Source organism: Halomicrobium sp. IBSBa (assembly GCF_017612575.1).
In the GTDB taxonomy this organism is placed as follows: Archaea; Halobacteriota; Halobacteria; order Halobacteriales; family Haloarculaceae; genus Halomicrobium.
Genome location: NZ_JADPQC010000001.1, coordinates 892425 through 917949, shown reverse-complemented (window position 1 = coordinate 917949; position 25525 = coordinate 892425). Strand labels below are relative to the sequence as shown.

Sequence of the window (25525 nt, the reverse complement as noted above, 5' to 3'; positions counted from 1 at the left end):
CGTTACCAGTCGGCGATACTCCCGTCTTCGTGTCGCCATATTGGATTGTGCCAGTCGACGTTGGCCTCGGCACGCTCCTCGACGAGCGATCGATCGATGTTGACCCCCAGTCCAGGATCGTCCAACACCTCGACGTAGCCGTCGTCGAACACGAACGGATCGTCCGTGACGTACTGGTGGGTCCGATCGGACGCGGGGAGGTGGATGTCGAAGCCGTGGTCCTGCACGAAGAAGTTCGGGACGTAGGTGTCGACCTGCAGCGAGGCCGCCAGCGCGATCGGGCCCAGCGGGCAGTTTGGTGCGACGGCCACGTCGTGGGTCTCGGCGGTGTTTGCGATCTTGACCATCTCGGAGATCCCGCCTGCGTGGGACACGTCCGGCTGGATCACGTCGATGGCTCCCGTCTCGAACAGCCGTTTGAAGTCCCACCGGGAGTAGAGCCGTTCGCCCGCGGCGATCGGGGCGCGGGTCTGTGCGGCGATCGCCGGCAGGTGCTCGACGTTCTCGGGCAACACCGGCTCCTCGATGAACATCAGGCCGAGATCGCTGAGACGGTGGGTCAGCGTCTTCGCCATCGACTTCGAGACGCGCCCGCGGAAGTCGACGCCGATGTCGATGTGATCGCCGACTGCCTCGCGGACGTGTTCGACGCGATCGACGATCTCCTCGATCGTCTCCCGTGACTCGATGTGGCGCATCTGGTGGGTCGCGTCCATCTTCAGCGCCGTGTAGCCGGCGTCGACCAGCTGGTCGGCCTCGTCGGCCAGCTCCTCGGGTCGGTTGCCGCCGACCCACTGGTACACTCTGATCTTGTCTCGGCTGCGCCCGCCCAGCAGTTCGTGGACCGGCAGCCCGTACTGCTTGCCCTTGATGTCCCACAGCGCCTGATCGATTCCGGCGATGGCGCTCATCAGGATCGGACCGCCCCGGTAGAAGCTCCCCCGATACATCGCCTGCCAGTGGTCCTCGATGCGGCGTGGGTCTTTCCCCAGCAGGTACGAGTCCATGATCTCCTCGACGGCTGCCCTGACGGTCTCGGCTCGGCCCTCGACGACGGGCTCGCCCCAGCCGGTGACCCCCTCGTCCGTTTCCAGACGCAGGAACAGCCACCGCGGCGGCACCCCGTACAGCTCGTAGTCCGTGATTTCCATGTGGGACCGCTCGTGTGGCTCGACAATAAGTGCGGGTGATCGCGAGCGTGGCGGACGGCCGCCTACAGGTTGGCGCGGATCCGTTCGACGACGTAGTCGAGTTCCTCGTCGTCGAGACACATCGGGTTGATCGCGATCTCGTTGTCGCCCATCCCGTCCGCGCCGACGTAGACGCGCGGGTCCTCGTCTCGGAGCGCCCGGACGAGTTCGACCGCCGACAGCGTCTCGTCGAGGGTGACCTCGACGACCGGCGAGACGTTCTCGCCTTCGCCGCCGGTGACGGTCGCCGTCAGGTGTTCTTCGTCGGCGAGCCCGTCGGCAGCGCGTTCGGCCTGGCGCTGCCACTCGTCGCTGAGCGCCTGGTAGTCGAGGTCGACGAACACTTCCAGCGCGCGGATCAGTCCGGCCAGCTCCTCTTTCCCGACTTTCATCGGACGACCGATCCCCTGACGCGGGACGCCGTCGACGCTGTCGGGATCGATCAGCTCGCGGGGCGGCTCCCACGCCTCGCGAGCGACGTGCATGTCGAGGTGCTGGAGCGCGATCGACTGGATGAGGTCCTTGCGACCCGCGACGATCCCGGTCGTCTGCGGACCGCGGATGGCCTTCCCGCCGCTGAACACGACGAGGTCCGCGCCGGTCTCGACGAACCGTTCGAGGTTGTCGATCGGCGGGACCTCCGCGGCGGCGTCGACGATCACCGGCACGTCGTGGTCGTGGGCGATCTCGACGACCGTCTCGAGGTCGGGCTGAGTGTAGCTCTTCTGGACGTAGCCGACGGCGGCGGTGTCCTCCCCGATGGCGCGCTCGATCTCCCACGGCTCGACGTTGGTCGCGCCAGTCCCGAGGTGGAAGTCGTTGGTCCCCACGTCGACGATCGTCGCGCCCGCGGCCCGCAGCGCGTGATCGTAGCCCGTCCGGTGGGTGCGGGGCATGACGATCTCGTCGGCCAGCCCGTCGGTGTCTGGGAGGCGATCCATCGCCTGTACGTCCGAGCCGGCGATGGCGGCCGCTGCGCCGAGCAGCAGGCCCGCGTCGGCACCCGAGGTGACGTATCCCGCTTCGGCCCCGGTGACATCGCGGATCAGTTCGCTGGCTCGTGCCTGCAGGTCGCCGAGTTCGACGAACCCCTCGGCGGCGCTGTTCATCGCTTCGAGTGCTTCTTCCCGAATCAGGCTGCCCCCGATCCGTGTCTTCGTCCCGGCGGCGTTGACGACCTCCCGGACCCCGAGTTCGCGATAGATATCCGTCTGTTCGACTCTCCCGTCTGGTGACAGACCCATAGTAGTCGGGTAACAACACGGGACGTTGAATAGGTGACGGTTTCCGATGTCTTCCAACTGGGACGGGCATTTCAGGATGAGAAACATTCAGCGAGAGACGCCTACCAGAGATCTCGATTTCGAATTTCAAAGCGATAACTGGATCGGGGACAGACACGAACTGGTCTCGTGATACTGTCCCCTTCTCGGGAGTTCATCGTTCGACTCACCGCTGGGATACTCACACAGCGACTACGGTCGATGGACCTGCGGTACTGTTTGCAATCTCTGAACGACCACTCTCTTTGGGCAGACATCGCTCTTTTATTCTCTTTCAGGCCGAATATATCTGTGTAACAAAAATATTGCTGATATGTGGCGAATAACACATCCACTATGGAGAGTGTGGTCACGTTTTCGCCATTTTGTATGTAGGAGTTGGTCTTGTTGGCCCAGTTTGGGAAGAGGCGCTGGTCACACTGCCTGGTTGGCTGCTGTTTTGGATTCGTCTGGTGAGAGCACAGCAGTCGTGATTGGGAACGACGCTGTTCGATGACGGCCAGACGGGCGTTCGCTACCCATCTCGCTGTCGGGACAGTGTTCGCTTTGCCACGGAGAGGCCCGGTCTGCCGTCGGCGTTCCAGACGAGGAGCAACACGCCGACCAGCAGGAACTGCAGTGCGAGAAACGGCGTTAGCTCTATCGACGCGAAGTGGCCGACGAAACTCTTCGGACCGCCGTACTGGATCGCCGGGAGTAGCGGCCACCCGAGGTAGGCCAGTGCGGCGAACTCGCCGTCGAGGAGCGGGCGCAGTCCGTCGCTCAAGAGATGCGTGCCGTAGCCCAGCACGAACGCGCCAGCGAGGTGAACCGCCGTCGGACGCATCGGGGTGGTGCCACCGTCGGCCCCGAGCTGTCGGGACTCGTCGCGTGCATCGACAGCGCGTGCGATGGCGACGAGGACGACGCCGACGACTGCTGCTGTGAGCAGCGAGTGCGCCAGCGAGCGGCCGTTGGGCAACACGGCGACTGTCCAGGCGAGTGGCTTGTCGATCAGGTCCGGGAACTGCGTGCCGACCGCGACGGCGACGACCGCGAACGCGGACACGCGTCGATCGGTCGCTCGGGCTAGCAGCGAGTAACAGAGATAGCCAACGGCGAGGTGTCCCCACGGCCACATACTACTCCGACGGTCGTCTGCCAGCGACAATACCCTGTCCCTTCGGCCCGTATCCCGACAGCTTATACCGTCGCCGACCGTTCGACTCGGCCAATGACAACGCCGCGACGCCAGCGATTCGTCGTCGGACAGGTCGCGTGGATGAGCGCGACGGTCCTCGCGCTGGCGCTGCTTGGCTCGCTCTCTCTGGAGCTGTTCTTCGTCGTCTCGCTGATCGGCTTTCTGGTCGTGATCGAACTGACGGCTCCGTTCAGTGTGACGCCACGCTGGCGGGCCCGGCTCAAGTGGCTCGTCCTGCTCGGCCTGTTGGCCTTCGGTTACGTCGTCGTCAGACGCATCCTCGCTATCCTCCCGCCGGGGGTGATCTGACGTGGCTCCAGACTACCCGCGTGCGGTACTCGCTGGCTTCGCCGTCGCCGTCGCTCTGGGGCTGCTCGTCGCCGGAAGCACCTCGGGCGGTGCCTTCGGTTCGTACAACCCGGCCTGGGACGGTACCAGCGACTTCCGGTCGATTGCCGGTGACGAGGCCGAGACGCTGTCGATCGCCCGAAACGCCAGCGTCTACGACACCGCCGACGCCAACGAGACGCTGGCCGTGCTCCTCTCGCCCGAACAGCGCTACACCGACCGCGAGCGTCGATCGATTCGGCAGTTCGTCGAGGCGGGCGGGACGCTGCTGATCGCCGAAGACGTGGGACCGAACGGGAACCAGCTGCTCCGCGGTGTCGGCGCACGGACCCGGTTCGACGGCGCACCCCTGCGCGACGAACGCCGCTACGAGAACGGGCCGGCGCTGCCGGTCGCTACGGCGGTCGGGCTGGACAACGACAGCGTCGAGACGGTCGTCCTGAACCACGGGACCGCGATCCGTGCGGCCGGAGCCACTCGCGCCGACGACCCCAACGGGACGATGCGAGCCGTTCGCGCGACGAACGCGACGGTCCTCGCGGCCAGCTCCCCGTACGCCTACCTCGATCGGAACGGCAACGAGACACTCGACGACGACGAGACGGTCGCTCGGTACCCGGTCGCCACGACCGAACGCGTCGGCGACGGGCGGGTGATCGCCGTCAGTGACCCGAGCGTGTTCATCAACGCGATGCTCGAACACGGCGACAATCGCGCGTTCGCCCGTACCGTCGTCGCCGGCCACGACACCGTCGTCCTCGACGTGTCCCACGCCGGGCGTCTCCCGCCGCTGCAGGCGCTGTTGCTCACGCTTCGAGAGTCGCCGCTCTTGCAGGCCGTCGTCGGAACGGCGCTGCTCGGAGTCCTGGCCGGTCACGCAGCCCTGTTGGACGGGGTGGCGGCGCTGAGACGCCGTCTCGGAGCGAGCGACACGGTCCACCGACCACGCGACCGCGAGGCGGTCGTTCGCGGCGTGACGGCTCGCCACCCCGAGTGGGACGACGAGCGAGTCGAGCGCGTAACGCAAGCCATTATGACGCGACGGACGGAACGTGATGGCAATGACTGAGCCAGCCGCCCTGTACGAGACCGTCCGCGACGAAGTCGGGACGGTGCTCGTGGGACACGACGAACTCGTCGAACACCTCACGGTCGCGCTGCTGAGCCGGGGCCACGTCCTCCTCGAAGGCGTCCCCGGTGTCGCGAAGACGACGCTCGCACAGTCGTTCGCCCGCGCGAGCGGGCTCGCGTACACGCGCGTGCAGATGACGCCGGACCTGCTGCCGGCCGACATCACCGGGACCAGCGTCTACCGCAGCCAGACCGGCGAGTTCCAGCTCCAGAAGGGGCCGATCTTCGCCAACGTCGTCGTCGCCGACGAGATCAACCGCGCGACGCCCAAGACCCAGTCGGCGTTGCTGGAGGCCATGGAGGAAGGCCACGTCACGATCGAGGGCGAGACGCTCGCGCTCCCGGATCCGTTCGTGGTCATCGCCACGCAGAACCCCATCGAGATGGAAGGGACCTTCGAGCTGCCCGAGGCACAGCGCGACCGCTTCCTGTTGAAGCTCACCGTCGACATCCCCGATCGCGACGAGGAGCGACGCGTCCTCGACCGCTTCAACGACGCGCCGCAACTGGACGCCGAGAGCGTCGAACAGGTCGTCGACACCGAGGCACTGACCGCCGCACGCGACGCGGTCAGTGAGGTCCACGTCGCCGACAGCGTCCGCGAGTACGTACTGGACCTGGTCGCGGCGACTCGGGACCACCCCGATGTCGAACACGGCGGGTCGCTGCGCGCGTCGCTCGGACTGCTGAAGGTCGCGAAGGCCCGCGCGGCGATCCACGGCCGCGAGTACGTCGTCCCTGACGACGTGAAGACCCTGGCCCGTGCGGTCCTGATCCACCGACTCGTCCTGACTGCCGACGCGGAACTGAGTGACGTGTCTCCGGCGTCGGTGATCGAGGGGACACTGGCCGACGTGACGCCCCCCGGCGGCGACTCGGAGGCAGAGCTGGCCGCCGCCACGGAGATGGCCGACGCCGAAGAGAGCGCCACCGACGGCGGGAGCGTCGAGTAGCCGGCGCGTCACTCGTCGCTTTCCGTCTCGGCGGGCTCCCAGCGCAGCGTCGCCACGTTCTCCTCGCCGGCGAGCTCGGCTCGGACCGGCCGGTCGAGTCCGCGTGCGAGCGCGACGGCCGTGATCGAGACGATCGGGTGATCGAACCGACCGAGGTCGCCGTAGACGCTGGCCGTCGTCGACACCGTGAGCCGGCCGTCCGCTCGGTCGAGGTCCAGCTCGACGGCGTCGGCGATCTCGAACTGCTCGACGACCGCCTCGCGAACCTGCGTCGCGACCTCGCCCGGCGTGTCCGCCAACGACCCGCTCAGCGCCGACTCGAACTCGCCGAACAGCGTCTCACCGGTCGGACGGAGCGCCACGCCACGGGTCGTCGCTTCGTCCGTGGTGACGAACAGCGCCGACAGGTCGTCTGCATCTGGAATCTCGAAAGGCGTCTGCTGTGGGACGAACAGGCGGACGCCGGTCGCCGGATCGGTGGTCGGGACGTAGATCCGCCTGTCCGTGAGCCCGAGTTCTCGACAGAGGCGCTCGTGGTTGCGGGCCAGGGCCTCGTAGACGGCGTCCCCGACCGAGGCCGAGACGAACCGCTCGGGCGTGACGAACCACGTCAACACGGCGGCGAAGACGCCGGTCCCGCCCAGTGCGAGCAGTATCGTCCGTGTCGAGGGAAAGACGAGGGCCCCGATCGTCGCGACGAGGCCGACGGCGGCAAAGCCGATCGCGGTCTGTCGGTACTGGCTCTGACGGGCACGGGCGTACGACGACCGGAGCCGTTCGTTCTCCGCCCGCAGCGTCTCCAGTTGTGCCGCCAACTCCGGCGACAGCTCGTCGTCGGGTGTCGATTCCTCCGTCGTCTGCTGGTGTTCGGTCGCGTGTCGATCAGTACTCATCGGTGACCTCCAGTGTCGCGACAGTGTAGCGGTGCAGTCCGTAGCCGGCGACGGCGACCACGGCGACGAGGATCGCGGCCACCTGCCAGCGCGTCCCGAACGTTGCGATACTACCCGCGACGACCAGCGACAGCGCCGTCAGCGCGACGACGCCCTGCCAGAGCGTTCGTCTCGGCCTGTCGGCGTCGAGGACGCTGCCGGCGAACACGACGACCATGGGGGCCTGGGCGAGCGCGAGCGTCGCGAGCGGCGGGTTCTCGGGCAGGACCGCGGCCAGCAGCACGTGCCCCACCGCGAGGACGACGATCGGAGAGACGGCGAGCCAGGCGGCCACGACGACCACGCCAGCCAGTGCGCCGCCGAGTCCGGCGACGAGCCAGCCCGTGAGGACGCTCAGCAACGCGCCCGCCCCCACGACGGCCGGGGCCGTTCGCGAATCCGCGGCGAGAGCACCGCCCAGACCCTCGGGACCGTCCTCGACGCTCACGCCGACTCCCTCCGTCGCTGCGTTCGACCCGCCGACAGCACCGCCGAGAGTCGGTCACCGGGGCCGACCTCGTAGGCGTCGACGCCCTCCATGCCGGCGAGTTCGCGCCGGAACTCCTCGAAGGCGACGTAGTCGCTGTAGGCCCCGGCGAGATCGGTGAGTTCGCCCGACTCGAACAGCGCCGTCGGCGTCATGAACACCGCGACGGTGCTGCCGTTCCGGCTGGCACGCCGGACCGCCGCTCGCAGTTCGTCCGGGCGGCTGTCGTCGGTCACGATGACCGTCCGAACGACGGTGTCACTGGGGAACTCGGCCGTCCTGATCGCGCCCGCCAGCGGCTGTGCGTCGAAGCGCTGCTGGTACGCCTCACCCTCCGACAGAAACGGTGCGAGCGTCCGTCCGAACGCCGAATCGTCGCTCGCGACCCGGCTGGCGACCCGTGTGTTCGGTGAGCCTCTGGGTCCGACGCCGCCGGATCGACCCTCGGTCGTCGCGGCCGCGAGCAGCTTCGATCGGACCGTGGCCCAGGCGTCGGTTCTGACCAGCGGGCTGATCGCCGTCGTCACGCCGTCGTCGCCGACGGCGTAGTAGCCGATCCCGTCGTCGTCCGTGCGTGCTCGGTCGACGATCGCGACCGCGAGCTGTCGTGCGTAGTCGAGCTTCGTCGTCCCGGCTCGTCCGTCGGCCATCGTGGCACGGTGGTCGAACACCAGGATCGTCTGCCGGTCTGCGCCGCCCTCGAACTCCATGACGTGTGGCTGGTCGAGCCGCGCCGTCGCCTTCCAGTCGATCTGTCGGACGGCGTCGCCCGGCACGTACTCCCGGATCTCTGCGGGCTCGATGCCGGTGCCCAGCTGGCTCGACGCCTGCTCGCCAAAGCCCGTCGCGATCGGGTTCCCGCCTTCGCCGACGTGGAGGTCGTCGGGTGCCCGCGGGCTGACTGCGACTTCCTGTCCGGCGTCCAGTTCGACCAGCTGGGCGAAGAGGCCGTCCGTGTCGGTGATCGACAGCGACACGTCGTCGACGGTGAACGAGCCCGCCACCGGCCAGGTCACGGCGGTGGACGCGACCCCCTCGCGTTCGCCGGGCGCGAGCGAGACCGTCGCCGGATCGCCGGTCGCACCGACCGGTGGGTCGACGGTGACGGTGATCGGGACCGACACCGCCGTGTCGAGCCTCACGGCCACGGTCAGCTCGGCGGTCTCTTCGGCCGTCACTCGATCCCGCGTCGAGAGATCGACGCTCAGCGCCGCCGGGACCCGCGTCGCCGAGCGGACGAACCGGTACTGTCGGGCGAGCAGCCAGGCCCCGACGGCACCGCTCCCGAGTAGTGCGAGCGGGCCAGCGACGACGACGCCCCAGACGGCAAGCGCCGTCCCGAGGGCGGCGACCGTCCAGTACCGACGCGTCACCTGCATGGCTCGTTGCTTCGCTCGCGTCCCATTGAAGCTACTGGTTTCGTGAACCCAGACCGCTGGCGTCGGGCGTTCGTTTCGCATTCTCCGGACTCCAATCACGGACACACACATACAGATTATAACCACTCAGGTCCAGAAATTATATCGGGTGTGCCCGAGAATCGTCGCTCAATGTCCGAAACGATCCCCAGCACGTGTCCCCGGTGTGACGCCCTCTTGGACCACAAGACCGCGATGCCCGGCGGTGCCGACGCACCGACGATCGTGAGTTGTCCGTCCTGTGCGTACGAGGAACGGTTCGAAGACTGAGTGGACGGTCGTCGCGACGCCATCCGGCCCGAGACTGTCCCGTCGTCATGTCAGCGCCGCCGACGCCCCGAAAGGCGCACGGTTTTTACGCACCCGGTCGGTACTCTCGCCAAGACAGTGTCGGACCGCTGGACCGTCGCCTGTGTCGTGTGTCTCTGTCTGGCCGGCATCGCCCTCACCGGCGTCGCCAGCGACGCCGCCGTCGCCCAGTCGACGGCGACGCCCGACGAGACGACCAACGCCACCGTCCAGCACGAGGACCCCGACTCGGTGTCGGATTCTGGTGACGTCCAACAGCTTCGCCGCTGGCTCGGAAACCGACTCGGTAACCAGCTGGAGTCGAGTACCGTCGCCCTCAGCGAAGGCGAGTACGAACGTGCGCGGGCCGTTCTCGGCGACGACTACGACTCTCGACTCGAACAGTACGTCGACGTCGCCGGTGACACCGGCGGTGGCGGCGACGGGGACGCCGGCGAGACGTACCGCGAGGTCGGCCAGAACCAGCGCAATCTCACGACGCAACTCCAGCGTTTCGAGCGCGCCCAGGAGCGCTACCAGTCGGCCCGTCGGGAGGGCAACACGTCCGAAGCACGAGCGGCGGCCCGCGAGATGGCACGGCTGGCCGACCGGGTCAACGACACCGGCACCAGCGTCACGCAGGGCTACGCCCGACTCGGGAACCAGAGCGGGATCGACACGACCACCGAACAGACGGCCGTCCGGAACGTCACCACCAACACCACCGAGACCGCGACGACGGTACAACGCCAGACGTTCGTCGAGACGAACCTGACGGTGCTCGACGCGACCCGCACGATCGCCTACGACGACCCGCTCCGGCTGACCGGTCGTCTCGCGACGGCCAACGGAACCGCCGTCGCCAACGAGCGCCTGGTGATCGAGATTGCGGATCGCCCTCACCAGATCACGACCGACGGCGACGGTCGCTTCGAGCTCGCCTACCGTCCGCGGACGCTTCCCCACAATGCGTCGGCAGTCACGGTCCAGTACGTGCCAGACAACGCCTCGATCTACCTCGGATCTAGCGCGACGCTCCCCGTCGAGGTCGAGCAGGAGCCCGCGACGCTGACGGTCCGGAACGCGACCGAGGAGACGAGCTACGGACGACCGGCCGGCGGGACTGCCGTGCTCGAAGTCGAGGGCGAGCCCGTCGAGGGCGTTCCACTGACCGCGACGCTCGGTGGCGTCTCGCTCGGGCGGGCGACGACCGACGAACGCGGCCGCGTCCGGTTCCGATCGAACCTGTCCGCACGCGTGTCTCCGGGCCAACGATCGCTACGGGTGTCGACGGCGCTGTCGAAGCGAGCGATCACCACCGCTGGCTCGAACGCCACCGTCGACGTGGTGTCGACGCCGACGACCCTCTCGGTCGACGCGACGCGGGCCGACGAGAACGTCTCGCTGACTGGCCAGCTCACGACCGAAGCGGGCGACCCGGTCGGTTCACAGACGGTGAGTGTCACTCGCGACGGCAGTCTCGTGACGACGGTCCGGACCGACGAGGACGGTCGCTTCGCCGCGACGCTCCCCACCGACGGGTCCGCCGCGACCGTCGACGTGGGCGCTCGCTTCGACGGGGGCGGAACCAACCTCGAATCGAGCCGTGCGACGGTGACGATCTCGACCGATGTGAACGCGTCGGACGGCGGTGTCGTGAACTGGTTGTTCGGTGACGGACGCTGGTTCACGATCGCGGCCGGTGTCGTGATCCTCGCTGGAGGTGGACTGTTCGTCCGTCGTCGTCGGACTCGCGAGGAGGCTCCGGACGAGGCCGTCGACCGCTCGACGCCCACACGGACAGCGACCCCCACTGCCGACGACGCGCTCGCGGCGGCACTCGACCGGGCAGACCGGTTCCTCGACGGCGGTGCCGCAGGTGCGGCCGTCCGCGCCGCGTACGCTGGCGTGCGAGACGGTTATCTGGAGGCGTCCTCGACGGACACGCACTGGGAACTCCTCCAACGGAGCGAGGCGCTCGACGACGCCGAGCGGACCGCACTCGAACGGATCGTCGAGACGTACGAACGCGCCGCGTTCTCGGCCGAGGGAATCGACCGTGACGACGCCGCGGCGACGATCGACGCCGCTCGCTCCCTGTTCGAACGTGACTCCGCCGAGCCAGCGGACGACTAGCGCTGTTGTGTGATCGCGTCGACGACAGCGAACTGCGCCCTGGTAAGCTCTGCTTTGTCTCCCACGTGATTCTGTCTCTGGACCCACGCTGTCTCGTCGCAAAGTCGTGCTTATCGATCTGTGGTGTCGCTTCCGCGCGGCTAACAATGAACGGTGGACTCGTACGTTCTCGCGAATTCCCATGCAATTCGATCGGCGATCGCTTCTCAGAGGTGTCGGTGCGACCCTCGTCGGAGGCACAGCGCTGACGTCGCTGTCGGCGGCAGAGGTACAGGAACTCCAGGACAGACAGGCCAGTACGAACGGCGTCCACCTTGCGGCCGAGTTCACCGAGGAGCAGCAGCTCCTCGGCCTGAGCGAGACGGTCAGCGTCACCAGTGCTCGAGACCCTACTGAACCCGGACAGGGGAAAGGGCAATCCTCGGACGACGTGCTCCACATCACCTCGCTCCCCGACACGGGCCGGGAGCGTGGCGGCGGGCGAGGGAGCGGGTCCGACGACGAATCAGACGGCGAGCACAGCGGCGACGACGGCGTGACCTACGACTACGGCTTCTCGATGGTCGGCGTCTCCGATCGAGACCTCACGGTCGAGGACCTCGCCACGTACGGCGGTGGCACCGGCCTCGCCTACGAGTGGCTGGTCACCGACGAGAACGTCTCCGCCGTCGGGACCGAAGCCGAACGGGCCGGTGTCGGCCCCGACGAAGTCTGGCTCGTCGTGCGCGAACCCACTGCGGCCGACACGGGGCTCGTCGACGACGCCGTCGCTGGTCGGCTGACGGCGCTGATGCGCGAAGTCGAAGCCGACCGCGGGACCGGCCAGTGGCACACCCGCGACGTGGGCATCGAACTCGACGAGGACGCCGAGCCGGCCTGGCAGGAACTGTCCGCCGCGTCCCAGCTGTTCGTGGACATCGGCGAGACGCCGCTGTCGGCCTACGGCGACGCGGAGGTCCTCATGGTCGGCGTCGGCCGTGGCGACCCCTACGACGGCCCCTCGGTGCTCGACGCGTACTACCGGGGGCTGACGGTCGCCGGTGAGGAGTACTCGTTCGCTCAATGACGCGCGAAGCCCTTCCTTCTTCAAGGAGCGCAGTAAGGAGGGGCTACAGCGGTGTCACCGCATTTCATACACTGTCTTTGGAGGGTCTCGAACCAACGTGTTATAGGATGAGCAGGTGCAAAACCTCGCGCTTTGGGGCGGGAATACGCGCCGTCTGGATGGCACTCTCCACCGATGACTGCACGTCTGGATATTCCACGGTCGCAACCCAAGCCTTGAGGGTGTCATAGAACAGTTACCACACCAAAGAGCAGGGTGAATGCTGAGGTTGTATGGACTCAGTGACCCTGCAGGATGGGGCTTCTGTAGAGTCGTTTTTCAATGTCGCGGAGACCGAGGCGGTAGCGTTGTGTGAGCATCTTACCTTCGAGTTTCTCGACGAGTTCGACGTGTTCGTCCCGGTGGAGACCGGGCGAACACGAGAGCACGAACCACCAGAGATGCTGTGTAGCTTCCTTCACTTCCGTTGTGGATCATCATCGCGATCGATCGAGAGAACGACATCCGAAACCGGTTCGCGGCCGATCGGCCGCCAGGTACAGCCAGTCCACTCGTCGACGATCCGCCACCAGTCAGACCCGTTTTGCCGGCGGGCGAATCGAATTCGACGACGAGGTGACCCGGTGGGGGAATACGCAACCGTCGCCTTCTCGAAGGGCTTGCGGTGGTTCCTTTGCTCTGATTCTTCGGGTGCTGTTTCGGTTTGCTCTCCCTCTTTGGCCTCGTCGGGTTCAGGTTCTGTTCCGGTTTTCTCCGTCTTGCTGGCGTCTTTGGCCGAGGCTGCTGTCGGATCGGGTTCGTGCCGGAGATACTTGACGCTCTCTGGGATTCCGTCTTCATCGCCGAACTGCCGTTCTGCTTCTGCACGGGTGAGCCGCGGGCCTTCGTAGTACTCTTTGTAGTGAGCGTTCCAGGCGTGGCGGTGTTCGAGTGGGAGCTGGCGGTGCCACTTCCGGTAGGGAGGCTCGTCGACGCGGTGGATGTGGACGTGACAGCTCTGGCAGACAGGAATCACGTTCGCCACACGGTCGTCAGTATCGTCGCCGTTGACGTGGTGCAATGACAGCTTATCTTGCCGGCGACGCCCCTGGGTCGTGTTGAGCCATCCCGCCGGCGAGCGGCCACAGATCACACAGTTCTCGCCCCACTCATCGTACACTGCCTGTCGGAGCTCATCGGTCATCTGATCGTCACCTCATGAGATGGTGCTGGTCGGTTGTGCTGCGGTCTGTTGGGCAGGTGACTGTCTACCGCGGTCTGTTCTGTTTGTACTGGTCGCGTTATTGCTGGCCACTGTTCGTCTACTCGTGGCACCCACGCAGTCGACGGGCGAGACGCCTTCTTTGGGGCTGTCAGTCCATCGGCTACGTGCGTGGTTTGGGTCATGTTTGGAGTCATCACTACGAGAGAGAGCTCTGGGAGCGTGCCGCTTCTCCCGAGTCCCTCCCACTCCACTCGAGGGATACAAACGGATCTCAAGCGCCGGTTCATACGAAAAGCAGCGCGAGTTCCCGCCCCACTGTGGGCAGGGATGAAGCGCGTCACTCCGGTGCGTGTTCCGTCTCTTCGATATACCGCTCAATCACCACTTCCGATACCGAACCCGGCGTTCCCACATAGTACTCGACGTTCCAGAACCCACCACCCCAGAAATACGACTCCCGAATCTCAGGATACCGCTCCAGTAAGTACTTTCCAGAGTACGACTTGAACTGTCGAGCGATGTCCGCCGGACTGTAGTTCGGATCTGTTTGCACGAACGGGTGTACGTGGTCGTCTGCAATCTCCACCCCCAGCATCTCGTGCCCGAAGTGGTCAGCAGTCTCATCAAACAACTCACGCACATCGTTCTCCACCATATCGAGAACAGGGTGGCGGTACTTCGGATACCATACGAAGTGATACTTGCAGGAACTACCGAATGTGTCTGTCTGCGATACTTTTTCATCCCTAATTTCTATATTTGTGACAGTCTAAAACGATTGTCAAAGTATGGGTGAAGAAGCCACGAAGACGATTCAGACGCGCCTTGACGTAGCGTCTGGTGAACGGTCGTGGCTTTACGACGCCCGCCTCGTATCACGCGAGATTTTCAACGACACCATCCGCCTCAAACAACAGAGATACGCACGCACTGAGATCCAGAAGGAGGTTGATCGCGACGACTTCTTGCGGAACAACAAGTGCGCGATCGTCGGTAAAGCCCTCCAAACGTGAGATTCTCACGAGACACACTATCATACGTAGTGCGTGCTGAGGCCACACCTAGTGTGTCTCGAGCAGAGACTATTCCACTCTAAATCCCCCCACGTGGCTGGGACATACTACTCAGTACCGATTGGATATAACAATAAGAAACTGCAACCATCATGTGAGAAAGATAACACAGATGAACCACCACGGAGGGGAAGTCACTCTCCAGAACTGTCATGAGAGGGGCCGATCAAGGGGAGTGATGTCCGGCCGACCACGGGCGAAAAGATATCCCATCTTTGGGGAAGAAACCTGCCGGCGTCCACTCGACATGGGTTCTGGTGGGGGAGCCAAGCGTGCGTATCTTGACTGGGCCCAACTAATGAAGGAATCAGATGCGCCCATACCGACCGGTTCACTGCTGGTTGGATTCACGAACGAGACGAACCGAATAGCAGACTCGGTATCCTATTGGAGAGAACCCTTTGGAGATTTTTGGCGTTACCGGGGATGAAATCCACTCCGGGCCGGGGTCGCTTAGGAGGGGCTTCCAATCGAAGCATTACCGACCCAGGCAAACTATTAGTACTCTGATATCGGTGGGTCTATCGGGAGGCTGCCGCCGATCACGGCGCGCCCCTCGTCTGTTGGAGTCCGTTCGGATCTCACCTGTCACTGGACGGCCCCATTGGTTCAACCGGAACGGACTTTCTATCTGAGTGTATATGATTTTGACTATCGACTTATCCCACTGCTTTCGCTTTCCTATTATTGTTATTATATCCAATCGGTCTCAGGTAGTATGTGCAACTACTGTCTTGCGGTTTAGTGTAGGTCTCCATGAGAGAGGAACACCCTAGTGCCGCTTCAATCGTGATTTGTTGGATATAGCTGGCGGACAGGGTGTCATAAAACGATTCACACACCTCAGTAGCTTCCGGAAAATCGGTGTCTGAGAGATAGTGATTATTGCCGCTATTCAGAAGAAGCAACAGCAGTCCTCTTGACCGGTAGCAGAAAACCATGCCAACCGTTCTATGACACCCTATATGTATGTGTATCACGAAGTATTGACTAGAGAAGATTGCCATCTTTGTGGTAGTTTCTAACGAGTTTCGATATTCTCCGAACTCTTGTGTCCGAGATTCCTGCATGTACCGGCAGGTTCAGGACCCGATGTGAGAGTTCGTGTGCTCTCGGACAGGTATCATCTGGTGCAATGGTGTAGGCGTACATCGGTGAACAGCCGACGCCTCGCTTTCTGAGCGCCCGACAGAGGTCTTCGCGTCGTGTCTCCTCAACCAACACCGGATATCGGAAGTAGCTGTGTGTCTCTGTGGCGTTCGGTTGTTTCAGGTCGTCTGGCAACAGTTTGTCGTAGCGACGGGCGTGTTGTCTTCGGGTCTCGATCCGGTCTGGGAGTGCAGCCAACTGCTGGCCGAGGAGTCTTCTATCCCACTTTGAGAGGGTCGTCGGCGCCGGGTCCGGCACACCAGCGGAGGAGTCTCTGGAGACGGGATCGAGGACGTGCCGACGGACCGGTTCGTAGACGCGGCCTGGCAGTGCGTTCAGCACGCGGTCAACCATCCAGATGCCGAGCAGTTTCGTCCGCCGGGCAGTCGGTCGGTTGAGACTATTAGGTGCCGGCAGGTCCTCACTCAGCACCAGGCCGCCCTTAAATACTGTCACATCCTTATAAAATCTGAGGCTGAACACGCAGTAGTCGCTGTGGGTCCCAACCGCGTTTGTCGTGAGGTGGGTCCCGAGTGCCTGTGCAGCATCCTCGACGACGGTGAGGTCGTGTTCCTCCGCCAACGAGGCCACGCTCTCCATATCACAGGGTAATCCATATGGATGAACCGGTACGATTGCCGCCGTCTCGTTGGTCACCTTTTGCTTCGCTTTGTCGATGTCGATAGCGAAGTCCTCGGTCACGTCGACGTAAACAGGTGTCCCGACGGCCTCAACGGCACTCTGGACGGCATAACACGTATAGCCCGGGAGCAACACCTCATCACCGTCGACACCTGCGTGCTCGAGCGCGTACACAAGTGCTGCTCGGCAACTCTGGACCGGGAGGACAAACGAGAAGTCGGTCCCGTCGAGCAACAGGTCCTGGTAAGAGGGGGGCGACGCTGCTGGCGAGAGGATGTCGCGCACGCTAATCGGGAAAGATTCTGTCGACGACTGCATCTGTCAGGTCATTCCGTCGATGTGATGATATATGTTTGTATGGCACTGTCTAGTTCTGGACCTCCTGAGCTGGCGTTCGGCCGTCGAGTGCTTGGTTGGGCCGTTCGTGGTTGTAATTGTGTCTGAAGCGTCGTAACCACTGTCTGGCGCTCGATTGACTGCCCCGCCAGTACGTGTGAAAGCGGTCGATTCGCATGGTGACAGTCTGGAACCATTTTCAGTACCTCACAAAGCATCGCCCAGCGTGTCATAGAATACGTCTCACACCCTCTACGTCGTGATTCTAATCATTCATCTCACGCTTAAGTGAGCGAGACACTGCATTTCACAATCTATTTCAGACGGAGCTGTTCGAAATCTTCTGGTTGGAAACTATTGTATGACAGGCTCTCGCCAGTTAACCGGACCTGAGTCACTTGTTCTGTTTGGATGAGTCGTCGATAGTGGTCGAAGAAGGCTGATTGAAGCCGGAGCTGCCGCTGTCGGCGGCGATCAGCCGCCGACGCGGCAGCGTTGCTACTCACGAGGTGGCGTCCTCGGTCGGCGATTACCGGTGGAACCGGTCGTCTGGTGGCCGATTCGCGGGGACGGCCCGACGTACCGCGAGGGCCGTCCACGCGGCCCGCCGAACCATATTCACGAACTCCTTGTACGGCCACCACCAGAGGCGACGCCCGCCTCGGCGGGGCGTCGCCACGTATTCGTAGTGCAGATACCGCCACGCATTCTGCAAGAGGAGACTTACCACGACGTACAGCAGTCTCACCGTTGCGTCTCGCGTCGTTGTCGTCGCCATCGCTTGCTCGGACAAGCGATAGCTCGACTCGATACCGAAGCGTTTCGAGTAGTGGTATCGAGCGTCGCGTGGAGTCTCGATGAACGGCGCGTCAGCGGCGTAGCCGTGACGCGCCGCGCCGTGTTCGTCGTACTTCCCGTTCAGGTACGTACAGTCGATGTAGACGGGAAACTCGACGGTCACAGTTGGACCGTCGAGTTTCCCTGTCAGGTCGTGTTGGATGATGCGACTCCACCCTTCCGAGAGTACCTGCTGAATCGCCTCACCCCACCGGATGATCGGGACCACGTAGGCGTAGTTGTGCGCCTGAAGCAGCGTGAGACACTTGCTGTCGTAGAATCCGCGATCAAGGTAGACGGCCTTGACCTCAGTGTCAAGGCCGTCGAGGACTCCAAGAAACTCAGCAAGTACACTGCTGGCGGTGTCGCCGTCGACGAGACGGCGCACCGCCAGCGTGTATCGCTTATTTTTCACACGCGCGTAGAGTGTCGCATAGGCGTGGAACGCGGTAGTTCCACGCTTCGCTTCTGAGTGGTAGAGCCCGTCTGTATCGTCTTCGTCACCGTAGTAGGGCCGCAGGTGGAGGTCTGCGCAGACCTCCACCTGCTCGGGGAGCAATTCGACGATATTTCGTCGAAGAAGCATGTTAGCGACTCGTTCGAGCCGTTCCGGCTCGAACTTCGTCCGGAGATGGTAGAGAATCGCGTTTGCTGATGGCGAGTCTTCGCTGGAGTTGCACAGCGTGGAGACTGAGGTCCCGTCGGCGGTAGCGCCGACGAGGACCTCGTAGATATCCTTAGCATCGATTGCAGCATTAGCGTCGAGACCGAGTGAAACTTCCTCGTCAAGCGTGTTGACGAGGAAGTTAAGAAGCTGGTCCTCATGGATTTCATTGTCTGCTTGCTTGGTATTAGACACACCTTCAGCAAGCAGACCTCTCAACTAACTAGCTTTGTGAGGTACTGAGTTTTCGATGTGGTTCCGGGTTCGATAGTCGAGCCGACCGCTCAATTCGTGACGCGCGAGGGCAGTCAAATAGCCACCAGCATCGACGAGAAACTCTGTCTCGGCGAGATCGTGTTTCTCGGTGAGTCGGTGCAGAAATGCCGCCGCGGGGTCGGTCCCGCGGCGGCTGAACACGTCGATTTCGAGCAATAATTTTGAGTCGGTGTCGATCGCGGCGTAGAGCCACTTTTTCTCACCGTCAACCTCGATCTGTTTCTCGTCGACCGCGACCCGCGACGGCGTCGCCGTCGGCGGGTCGCTCTGGGCTTCAGACAGCGTATGCACCCAGTTCTAGACCGCTCCGTGAGAACGATCGACACCCAGCAATTCTAAGATAGCAACCGTCTCCCTGATCGACAGCCCCGACGTATGGAGACGTACCCCAAATCGCCGGACGGGTGTCGGGGTGCGCTCGTTCTCCCAAACGTCTTGATCGTCCGTTTCTAACGTTTCTCTGAGCAGGTCTGCGAGTTCCATGGACAGTTCTCGCTACGGCCTGCTCGTTCCTCAATCCCTCAACTAGACAGTGCCGTTTGTATTCGAGGTTCAGGACGTTGGTCAGCCGTACTTGGCGTTGCTGACAGTTTCAAATACTATATCCGTCTACCACTATCCTCTCTCAATTATGAACGTCGCGATTACGGATATCCGGACGCCAGAACTGAGCGCATTCTGGTACACTGTCGGGGCTAACCTTGAACGGAACGGCCACAATGTCTACTACTTCGACCCGCGCCGTTACCTCATTGAGTACCTGAAAATTCACGGCGACCAGGAGACAGTCGTTCGCTTCAAGACGGATGTTCGAGAGCCAGTTCCCGAGGTTGACGACAGCTATGTCCGGCAGTTCCTACTCAATCATGTCGGTGTTGAGCAGCATGCACTTGAACAGGACTACGCCAACTTTCTGACTGCTCTAGAATCCTACGACATTGATCTGGTAGTGTTCTGGAACGAGGTGGATGTTGGCGTCATCGCTGCTCAGGAACGCGACATCCCTGCGGTCTTCATGGAGAACGGCTATCTGCCCAACACCCTCCAGGTTGACAACAAAGGCGTTAACTGCAACAGCAGTTTGGCTGACTGCTCGTTCGACGAGATCTGCTCGATGGGCCCACGCTGGGGAGACACGGCGGATATCGAAACGGTCGTTGACGCGACGGAGAAGATGTCACCGCTCGAACAACTCCGATGTATGCTCTACTCTCCGGTTGACGACACGGCGCTCCAGCACACGAAAAATGCTGTCGCAGACGTACTCACTGCCGTCCAGCGCAAGCAAGTCAAACCCGGCGACGACACACTTCCAGACGGGCGGTACCTATTCGTTCCTTTTCAGGTCGAAGATGACACACAGGTCATGTACAACGCCCCGTACGTCGATTCGATGGCTGAGTTTCTCTCTCTCGTTGTCGAGGCCAGGGATACGGTCGACGAAGATTTATCGATTGTCGTTAAGGAACACCCGTCTGACATCGGAAAGACCGACCATCAGTCACTCCGGGTTGCCAATCCAGAGATAACTTGGCTCAAGGACTATCCCATTGACGAGGTGATCGAGAACGCCGCTGTCGTCACGACCCTCAACAGCAGTGTCGGCTTTCAGGCGATGGCGGCAGAGAAGCCAGTCGTCACGCTCGGTGATACCCTGTACAACAACCATCCGTCGGTCTTCAACGCTCCGTCTACCTCGGATGTCACGCCCGCACTCACGGATGCGCTCGCAGCGGATATCGACCCCGACGCAGTCGACGAATACGTCACCGTCTTCCGTAAAAACATCTTCGTTGACGGCGGGTTCAACGATTTCGATACTATGACACTCAAACAGGTCCTTGGCTATCTGGAACGCGTGGGGAGAGAGGCGGCGTAACTGTGCGCTCGCCGATGTTTAGCTCATTCAGTCCGCGTTTGCCGGTTGTGCAAGCGACCCTCTGAGCACTTCGTGGACCTCGTCTGTTTTTGACTGTGGTTTCAGTGTGTCATAGAAGTCTATGACACGCTCTGTGGTTTAATAATAATGGAAAGAACTGTTCGATAATTTTATTACTGTCAACCATATGGGTGGAATCGACGACTGGATGAGGGGAAAAACTTGGCACTCGCAACGGTCCATGAACTTGGCGTCGATTGAGCTGTCCTCGAAGTTCTCGAATTCGACGATCCGACGATTCGCGAATCATCAATGGATGACCGATTCCCATGGCTGTTGGCCCACTTGCGATGTTGAAAAGCATCCAAACGCACCTCTCAGACCTCCACATGCTAAGTCCACTCCTATGCACCGATCAAATCATGAGGAAGGCAGCGCCCGATACTACGAATAGCCCTAACCTTGACCCAAATCTCATTTCGCGACCTGTCGCCAACCGAAAACGACCGTTCGGCATGAGGGAGTTACCCGTTGCGATAGATAGGTGACTCTCTCCGTTCAACCGCTCTATCTGGCAAGACAGACGAAATTCATTCTCTGTCTCGATGAATCGACGCCGTCCGAAACGAGGAAGGCGTCATAGAACGTTTCTCATCTGCCATCCAATTCAATGGGCCAGAATTATCCCATTTATGCGACACTCTATCCCCGTATACTGAAGTTGTGGGCTCGGTTGTGGATGCTACCCGGATACTTGTCAGGATGAGAGACGCGACGAATCAAGTGCGTCGTTAGAGTGGGTACCTTGAGAATCTTGTCCCCCCCCCCCTCCACAGTACGTCTCCCGGCGGGTCGTCACGGTTGGTGAGTGGGATATTGCGGAGACGGTACGATGGTTTTAATAGTGTGATATGTCTCTTTACCGTATGGTCGAACTCGTCATCTCCGACGTTGATGGCGTCCTAACAGAGGGTTCCATCCAGATTGGGCCCGATGGCGAACTGTTCAAAACCTTTGATGTCAAGGATGGGCAGGGAATTACCTCGTGGCTTGACGATGGAGGTGACTTCGTCATTATTACGGGAAGAGAGTCACAGATTGTTGAGTACCGCGCAGCGGAACTCGGTATTGAGGAAGTCTACCAGAGCGTCTCGGACAAGCTATCAAAAGTAGAAAATGTTGCCAACCAGAAGGAGGTTTCTCTTGATAATATTGCTTATATCGGAGACGATATTTCTGACTTAGAACTGTTGAAAGCGGTCGGAATAAGTTGCTGTCCAGCCGACGCCGCTCCTGAGGTGCGAGATGTCTGTGATTACATTAGTGGCCGAAATGGCGGCGACAGGGCTGTTCGAGATATTCTTGATTATTTACGGTATCGGAAGCAGTCGGTACTCGGGGTAATTCCGGCCCGCTATGGTTCGACACGATTACCCGGGAAACCACTAGTAGACCTCGCAGGGAAACCGATGATCCAGCATGTCTATGAACGGGCTTCGCAAGCAGAGCTCCTAGACGGCATAGTGGTCGCTACTGACGACAAACGCATCTTAGAGGCTGTTGAGGATATCGGTGGCACCGCCGTCATGACTGACTCAGACCATTCGACGGGGACCGATAGGGTCGCCGCAGTCGCAGGTGAACACGGACTGGATGTCACGGTGAACATCCAGGGTGACGAGCCGCTTATTGACCCGGCGATCATTGACGCGACTATTGAGGCTCTGCTGAATTCGACCGTTGGTGTCGCCACGCCCATCTCAACCATCAAGGATGAGTCGCTGCTCAACGATGAGAACACCGTCAAAGTCGTCCGTCAAACCGATGGAAAGGCGCTTTACTTCTCACGGTCACTAATTCCCTCGAAGGGTAATGTCGGCAAGACGCACAAGCATATCGGCTTGTACGCTTTTAAGACTGATCTGTTACTTGAGTATGTTGACATGGATTCAACGCTTGAAGCCCAAGAAGACCTCGAGCAGCTTCGTCTACTTGAACACGGTTATGATATCCAGACAATTCAAGTAGATTATGATCCAAAAGAGGTAAACGTTGAGGCAGATATCGAGAGGGTTGAGAGGATTCTAGAACAATGAGCTTCGAAATTGGTGAGTATGAGGTCGGTAACGACTCGGAATTTTTCCTGATTGCGGGGCCGTGTGTCATAGAGTCGGAAGACCACGTACTCACGATGGCGGCGGAACTGAAAGAGATTGCCCAGCGCCAGAACGTTGACCTAGTGTTCAAGAGTTCCTTCGACAAGGCAAATCGGAGTTCAATCGAGTCCTATCGTGGCCCAGGACTCGAACGTGGCCTAGAGATCCTCCAGCGAGTTAAAGACGAGTACAATCTGCCGGTCATCACCGATTTCCACACGCCAGACCAAGCCGAACGGGTCGCCGAGGTTGTCGATATGTTGCAGGTGCCGGCATTTCTCTCCCGTCAGACTGATATGCTGGTTGCCGCCGGCGAGACGGGTTTACCGGTCCACGTCAAGAAAGGGCAGTTCGTCTCGCCTGAAGGGATGGAAAATGTCATCAGCAAGGTCGAATCTGCCGGCAACGAACGAGTCTTGCTCTGTGAGCGGGGCGCACTCTTCGGCTACAACAACCTCGTCGTCGACATGCGGAACCTTGACATCATGAAGAAACTGGGTAAGCCTGTCGTGTTCGACGCAACACACTCGGTCCAGCGGCCGGGATCGAAAGGCGACGAGAGTGGTGGTGACAGGCGGTTCGCGCCGACCCTCGCCCGGAGCGCGCTCGCGGCCGGAGTCGCAGGTATCTTCGCGGAAGTTCACAATAACCCGCAGGCAGCCAAATGCGATGCTGCGACCCAGTTGCCACTTGAAGAGTTCGAGTCGCATCTCGAACGGTGGACGAACATCGATAGCCTCCTCAAACATGAGGACGCCGAACTCAGCTATGAGTGAACAGACTGACTCAAGCGACGATCAGCAGACCGATCCTGACGAGGTGATTGCACAGACACTCTCTGTCCAGTCCGAGGCGCTTGCGTCGCTGGCAGACAGCGACACCACCGACCAGATCCGGCGAGTGGCACGAATCGTCGATGAACTCGACGGGCGTGCGGTGTTCACCGGCGTCGGCAAATCGGGTGACGTGGCTAAGAAGATCGTCGCCACGTTCAACAGCATCGGTGTCCCTTCGCATTTCCTCCATCCGGTCGAGGCACTCCATGGTGACTTGGGTTCTATCTCTGATAATGATATCGTATTTCTCATCTCTAACAGCGGCAATACCGACGAGATGTGTGATCTATTGCAGTATCTGACCTCCCTCCACATGACCACTGTCGCCATCACATCGGATCCCGAATCGACACTTGGCCAGAACGCCGAGTATCACATCAACACCCACATTGACGAAGAGGGAGCCGTCGTCGAACTGGTCCCGATGGCGAGTGCGACAGTCACGATGGTCGTTGGCGACTGTCTCGCAAACGCTCTGATGGCGCTCCGCAATTTCGACAAACAAAAGTTCGGCCACTTTCACCCTGGCGGTACCATCGGTAAGCGCCTCCTGCTTGATGTCGAGGATTTGCTGTACAGTGATATTCCGGCGACGCACCCGTCGGATACGCTCGCGGAGGTGGCGCTCAAGACCAGCGACGGTGGCAAGGGTATTGCAGTTGTCCAAAACGACGAAGGGGTCGTGTTAGGAGTCCTCACGGATGGCGACATCCGCCGTCTGTTGGAAGATGGTGTCGACATGCACGATGTCGTGGCTGAGGAGGTTATGGTCACAGACCCGATAACGGTCTCGCCGAATACCTCGGCAATCGAGGCCCTTGAAATAATCGAGGAACACAGCATCACTCAGTTGTTGGCTACTGACGACGAGGGGCACTTCGAGGGGATTGTTCATATTCACGATATCATGCAGACCGGACTGTCGTCTTCCGAAGAGTCGTAAGCGGCCTTGGTTTCGCGCTCTTTTTATTCTCGCTTCCGATAGGATTGCTATGGACGACCGTTTGGCCCTGTTCTGGCGGCTCCTTCCCGAACCAATACGGACGGTGCCAGCGGATATTGCAGTCACATTCGCCCTCGTCGTGCTGGCGAATCTCACCGTGCTCGTTCCAGTACTTTCGGGCACGACACCCCAGATTCTCGCCGGCCTCCTGTTCGTGTTGTTTGTCCCGGGCTACACCTTTGTCGCGGCCATGTTTCCAGCGGCGGGCACGTCGCCCAGCGGGGACGACGTGACGGCAGCAGAAATCTTCCCGTTCTCGCGTGGTATCGACACGCTCGAACGGCTCGTCCTCTCGGGCGGGATGAGTGTCACTATCGCGTCGCTTGTCGGCCTGTTTCTCAGCACGACAGTCGGGTTCAGTCCCGCGCCGGTCGTGACCGTGTTGAGTCTCGTCTCGCTTCTCGGAGCTGTCCTTGCGGTGTATCGACGTCGTCAGATGCCGCCCGCCGAACGGTTCGGGACGGACCTCCACCGCCAGTTCGAGGACTGGCACGACTCGGTCATAGAACGCCCCGTCTCGCGTGAAACTGTGTTGAACGTAGTGCTGGCTGTCTCGGTAGTGGCTGCGACGCTCTCTGTGGGATACGTACTTGCGGTCCCGAACAACGGCGAGCAGTCGACGGAACTTTATTTGCTCGCTGGGGGCCCGAACAGCGATTTTGTCTCGGAAGAGACAGTGAACGGCCTCTCGAATGGGTCGACAGAGGAACTGACCCTCGCAGTCGGCAACGACGAGCGTGAGCACCGCCAGTACACGGTGCTAGTCCGCTTCCAGGAGATACACCTTGGGGACAACGAGACCACTGTCCTCTCCGACCGGACACTCGACGAGTTCCGTGCGACGGTCGGTGCCGGCGAGACATGGACCCGGACACATACTGTCTCCCAGTTGCCGGGTGAGGGTCAGTATCGTCTGGTCTATCTCCTCTACGTGGGCGACCCGCCGGCAGATCCCACCGTCGAGAACGCGTACCGGTCGGTAAAAATCGTGTTCACAGTCCAGGGCGAGTCGCCTGCAAGCGTTCGATAGTCGCTGTCTTTTTATCTGCCAGTCCTCT

General features: G+C 61.5%; 19 protein-coding genes and 6 pseudogenes. 13 read left to right on the top strand and 12 right to left on the bottom strand.

Going from position 1 to position 25525, the window contains the following annotated elements:
* Positions 1-2: 2 nt before the first annotated feature.
* The 3 genes from dgoD to IL252_RS04705 all read right to left on the bottom strand — a co-directional run bounded on the left by dgoD (position 3) and on the right by IL252_RS04705 (position 3593).
* Positions 3-1151, bottom strand: coding sequence for a galactonate dehydratase (gene dgoD, locus IL252_RS04715; RefSeq protein WP_153554267.1), 1149 nt, complete (start codon positions 1149-1151; stop codon positions 3-5).
* A 62-nt stretch (positions 1152-1213) separates the two neighbouring features.
* The gene (locus IL252_RS04710) at positions 1214-2434 is read right to left on the bottom strand and encodes an aminotransferase class V-fold PLP-dependent enzyme (protein WP_208627042.1); all 1221 of its coding nucleotides are present in this window, start codon (positions 2432-2434) and stop codon (positions 1214-1216) included.
* Positions 2435-2987: 553 nt separating this feature from the next.
* Positions 2988-3593: a metal-dependent hydrolase gene (locus IL252_RS04705; RefSeq protein ID WP_208627039.1), complete on the bottom strand. Its 606-nt coding sequence runs from the start codon at positions 3591-3593 to the stop codon at positions 2988-2990.
* A gap of 93 nt (positions 3594-3686) precedes the next feature.
* Between IL252_RS04705 and IL252_RS04700 the strand changes: the two genes are divergently transcribed.
* The 3 genes from IL252_RS04700 to IL252_RS04690 are packed head-to-tail and all read left to right on the top strand — an operon-like array spanning position 3687 to position 6085.
* Positions 3687-3962 carry a hypothetical protein gene (locus tag IL252_RS04700; RefSeq protein ID WP_170092437.1) on the top strand — a complete coding sequence of 92 codons (276 nt, stop codon included), beginning with the start codon at positions 3687-3689 and terminating at the stop codon, positions 3960-3962.
* A 1-nt stretch (position 3963) separates the two neighbouring features.
* On the top strand, positions 3964-5070 hold the full coding sequence (locus IL252_RS04695) for a DUF4350 domain-containing protein (RefSeq protein ID WP_208627037.1): 1107 nt from the start codon (positions 3964-3966) through the stop codon (positions 5068-5070).
* Complete coding sequence (locus tag IL252_RS04690) at positions 5063-6085, top strand: MoxR family ATPase (protein WP_244256791.1); 1023 nt, start codon at positions 5063-5065, stop codon at positions 6083-6085. Before IL252_RS04695 ends, IL252_RS04690 begins: the two co-directional genes overlap by 8 nt.
* A gap of 8 nt (positions 6086-6093) precedes the next feature.
* Here IL252_RS04690 and IL252_RS04685 read toward each other — a convergent pair whose 3' ends face one another.
* The 3 genes from IL252_RS04685 to IL252_RS04675 are packed head-to-tail and all read right to left on the bottom strand — an operon-like array spanning position 6094 to position 8964.
* Positions 6094-6978 (bottom strand): hypothetical protein, encoded by an 885-nt coding sequence (locus IL252_RS04685; protein WP_208627033.1) that lies wholly within the window; start codon positions 6976-6978, stop codon positions 6094-6096.
* Complete coding sequence (locus IL252_RS04680) at positions 6968-7465, bottom strand: hypothetical protein (protein WP_170092433.1); 498 nt, start codon at positions 7463-7465, stop codon at positions 6968-6970. Before IL252_RS04680 ends, IL252_RS04685 begins: the two co-directional genes overlap by 11 nt.
* A complete protein-coding gene (locus tag IL252_RS04675; protein WP_208627031.1) occupies positions 7462-8964 on the bottom strand; it encodes a DUF58 domain-containing protein in 1503 nt (500 codons plus the stop codon). The genes IL252_RS04680 and IL252_RS04675 overlap by 4 nt, the downstream gene beginning before the upstream one ends.
* 90 nt (positions 8965-9054) lie before the next feature.
* Here IL252_RS04675 and IL252_RS04670 point away from each other — a divergent pair, with 90 nt between their 5' ends.
* The 4 genes and pseudogenes from IL252_RS04670 to IL252_RS04655 form a co-directional block, all read left to right on the top strand.
* A complete protein-coding gene (locus tag IL252_RS04670) occupies positions 9055-9192 on the top strand; it encodes a hypothetical protein (protein ID WP_170092431.1) in 138 nt (45 codons plus the stop codon).
* Positions 9193-9309: 117 nt separating this feature from the next.
* A complete protein-coding gene (locus IL252_RS04665; RefSeq protein WP_208627029.1) occupies positions 9310-11346 on the top strand; it encodes a hypothetical protein in 2037 nt (678 codons plus the stop codon).
* A 181-nt stretch (positions 11347-11527) separates the two neighbouring features.
* On the top strand, positions 11528-12412 hold the full coding sequence (locus IL252_RS04660) for a hypothetical protein (RefSeq protein ID WP_208627027.1): 885 nt from the start codon (positions 11528-11530) through the stop codon (positions 12410-12412).
* A gap of 272 nt (positions 12413-12684) precedes the next feature.
* Positions 12685-12873 (top strand): annotated as a pseudogene (locus tag IL252_RS04655) (IS5/IS1182 family transposase); the annotation flags it as partial.
* A 347-nt stretch (positions 12874-13220) separates the two neighbouring features.
* Here IL252_RS04655 and IL252_RS17815 read toward each other — a convergent pair.
* Together IL252_RS17815 and tnpA are read right to left on the bottom strand one after the other, a co-directional pair.
* A pseudogene (locus tag IL252_RS17815) lies at positions 13221-13595 on the bottom strand (HNH endonuclease); the annotation flags it as partial.
* 358 nt (positions 13596-13953) lie between these two features.
* Positions 13954-14360 (bottom strand): annotated as a pseudogene (tnpA, locus tag IL252_RS04645) (IS200/IS605 family transposase).
* Positions 14361-14404: 44 nt separating this feature from the next.
* On the opposite strand from tnpA, the pseudogene IL252_RS04640 reads away from it, so the two are divergent.
* A pseudogene (locus IL252_RS04640) lies at positions 14405-14626 on the top strand (RNA-guided endonuclease TnpB family protein); the annotation flags it as partial.
* Between the two features lie 1053 nt (positions 14627-15679).
* On the opposite strand, the gene IL252_RS04635 reads toward IL252_RS04640, so the two are convergent.
* The 4 genes and pseudogenes from IL252_RS04635 to IL252_RS04620 form a co-directional block, all read right to left on the bottom strand.
* A complete protein-coding gene (locus IL252_RS04635; RefSeq protein ID WP_208627025.1) occupies positions 15680-16765 on the bottom strand; it encodes a DegT/DnrJ/EryC1/StrS aminotransferase family protein in 1086 nt (361 codons plus the stop codon).
* 82 nt (positions 16766-16847) lie between these two features.
* A pseudogene (locus IL252_RS04630) lies at positions 16848-17015 on the bottom strand (integrase core domain-containing protein); the annotation flags it as partial.
* A gap of 330 nt (positions 17016-17345) precedes the next feature.
* The gene (locus IL252_RS04625) at positions 17346-18512 is read right to left on the bottom strand and encodes an ISH3 family transposase (protein WP_208627024.1); all 1167 of its coding nucleotides are present in this window, start codon (positions 18510-18512) and stop codon (positions 17346-17348) included.
* A 51-nt stretch (positions 18513-18563) separates the two neighbouring features.
* Positions 18564-19076 (bottom strand): annotated as a pseudogene (locus IL252_RS04620) (IS6 family transposase); the annotation flags it as partial.
* A 148-nt stretch (positions 19077-19224) separates the two neighbouring features.
* Between IL252_RS04620 and IL252_RS04615 the strand changes: the two are divergent.
* From IL252_RS04615 to IL252_RS04595, 5 genes are all read left to right on the top strand, one after another.
* Positions 19225-20472, top strand: a complete 1248-nt coding sequence (locus IL252_RS04615) for a hypothetical protein (RefSeq protein ID WP_208627022.1) — start codon at positions 19225-19227, stop codon at positions 20470-20472.
* A gap of 926 nt (positions 20473-21398) precedes the next feature.
* Positions 21399-22568, top strand: coding sequence for a 3-deoxy-manno-octulosonate cytidylyltransferase (kdsB, locus tag IL252_RS04610; protein WP_208627020.1), 1170 nt, complete (start codon positions 21399-21401; stop codon positions 22566-22568).
* Positions 22565-23404 (top strand): 3-deoxy-8-phosphooctulonate synthase, encoded by an 840-nt coding sequence (kdsA, locus tag IL252_RS04605; RefSeq protein ID WP_208627018.1) that lies wholly within the window; start codon positions 22565-22567, stop codon positions 23402-23404. The genes kdsB and kdsA overlap by 4 nt, the downstream gene beginning before the upstream one ends.
* Positions 23397-24407 carry an SIS domain-containing protein gene (locus IL252_RS04600; protein WP_208627016.1) on the top strand — a complete coding sequence of 337 codons (1011 nt, stop codon included), beginning with the start codon at positions 23397-23399 and terminating at the stop codon, positions 24405-24407. The genes kdsA and IL252_RS04600 overlap by 8 nt, the downstream gene beginning before the upstream one ends.
* A 61-nt stretch (positions 24408-24468) precedes the next feature.
* Entirely contained in the window at positions 24469-25497 is a 1029-nt protein-coding gene (locus tag IL252_RS04595; RefSeq protein ID WP_208627014.1) for a DUF1616 domain-containing protein, read from the top strand.
* Positions 25498-25525: the final 28 nt, after the last annotated feature.

Excerpts from the sequence above, each read along its gene's own strand:
- dgoD (WP_153554267.1), bottom strand. The coding sequence starts at position 1,151 with ATGGAAATCACGGACTACGAGCTGTACGGGGTGCCGCCGCGGTGGCTG.
- IL252_RS04710 (WP_208627042.1), bottom strand. The coding sequence starts at position 2,434 with ATGGGTCTGTCACCAGACGGGAGAGTCGAACAGACGGATATCTATCGC.
- IL252_RS04705 (WP_208627039.1), bottom strand. The coding sequence starts at position 3,593 with ATGTGGCCGTGGGGACACCTCGCCGTTGGCTATCTCTGTTACTCGCTG.
- IL252_RS04700 (WP_170092437.1), top strand. The coding sequence starts at position 3,687 with ATGACAACGCCGCGACGCCAGCGATTCGTCGTCGGACAGGTCGCGTGG.
- IL252_RS04690 (WP_244256791.1), top strand. The coding sequence starts at position 5,063 with ATGACTGAGCCAGCCGCCCTGTACGAGACCGTCCGCGACGAAGTCGGG.
- IL252_RS04685 (WP_208627033.1), bottom strand. The coding sequence starts at position 6,978 with ATGAGTACTGATCGACACGCGACCGAACACCAGCAGACGACGGAGGAA.
- IL252_RS04675 (WP_208627031.1), bottom strand. The coding sequence starts at position 8,964 with ATGCGAAACGAACGCCCGACGCCAGCGGTCTGGGTTCACGAAACCAGT.
- IL252_RS04670 (WP_170092431.1), top strand. The coding sequence starts at position 9,055 with ATGTCCGAAACGATCCCCAGCACGTGTCCCCGGTGTGACGCCCTCTTG.
- IL252_RS04660 (WP_208627027.1), top strand. The coding sequence starts at position 11,528 with ATGCAATTCGATCGGCGATCGCTTCTCAGAGGTGTCGGTGCGACCCTC.
- IL252_RS04615 (WP_208627022.1), top strand. The coding sequence starts at position 19,225 with ATGAACGTCGCGATTACGGATATCCGGACGCCAGAACTGAGCGCATTC.
- kdsB (WP_208627020.1), top strand. The coding sequence starts at position 21,399 with ATGGTCGAACTCGTCATCTCCGACGTTGATGGCGTCCTAACAGAGGGT.
- kdsA (WP_208627018.1), top strand. The coding sequence starts at position 22,565 with ATGAGCTTCGAAATTGGTGAGTATGAGGTCGGTAACGACTCGGAATTT.
- IL252_RS04600 (WP_208627016.1), top strand. The coding sequence starts at position 23,397 with ATGAGTGAACAGACTGACTCAAGCGACGATCAGCAGACCGATCCTGAC.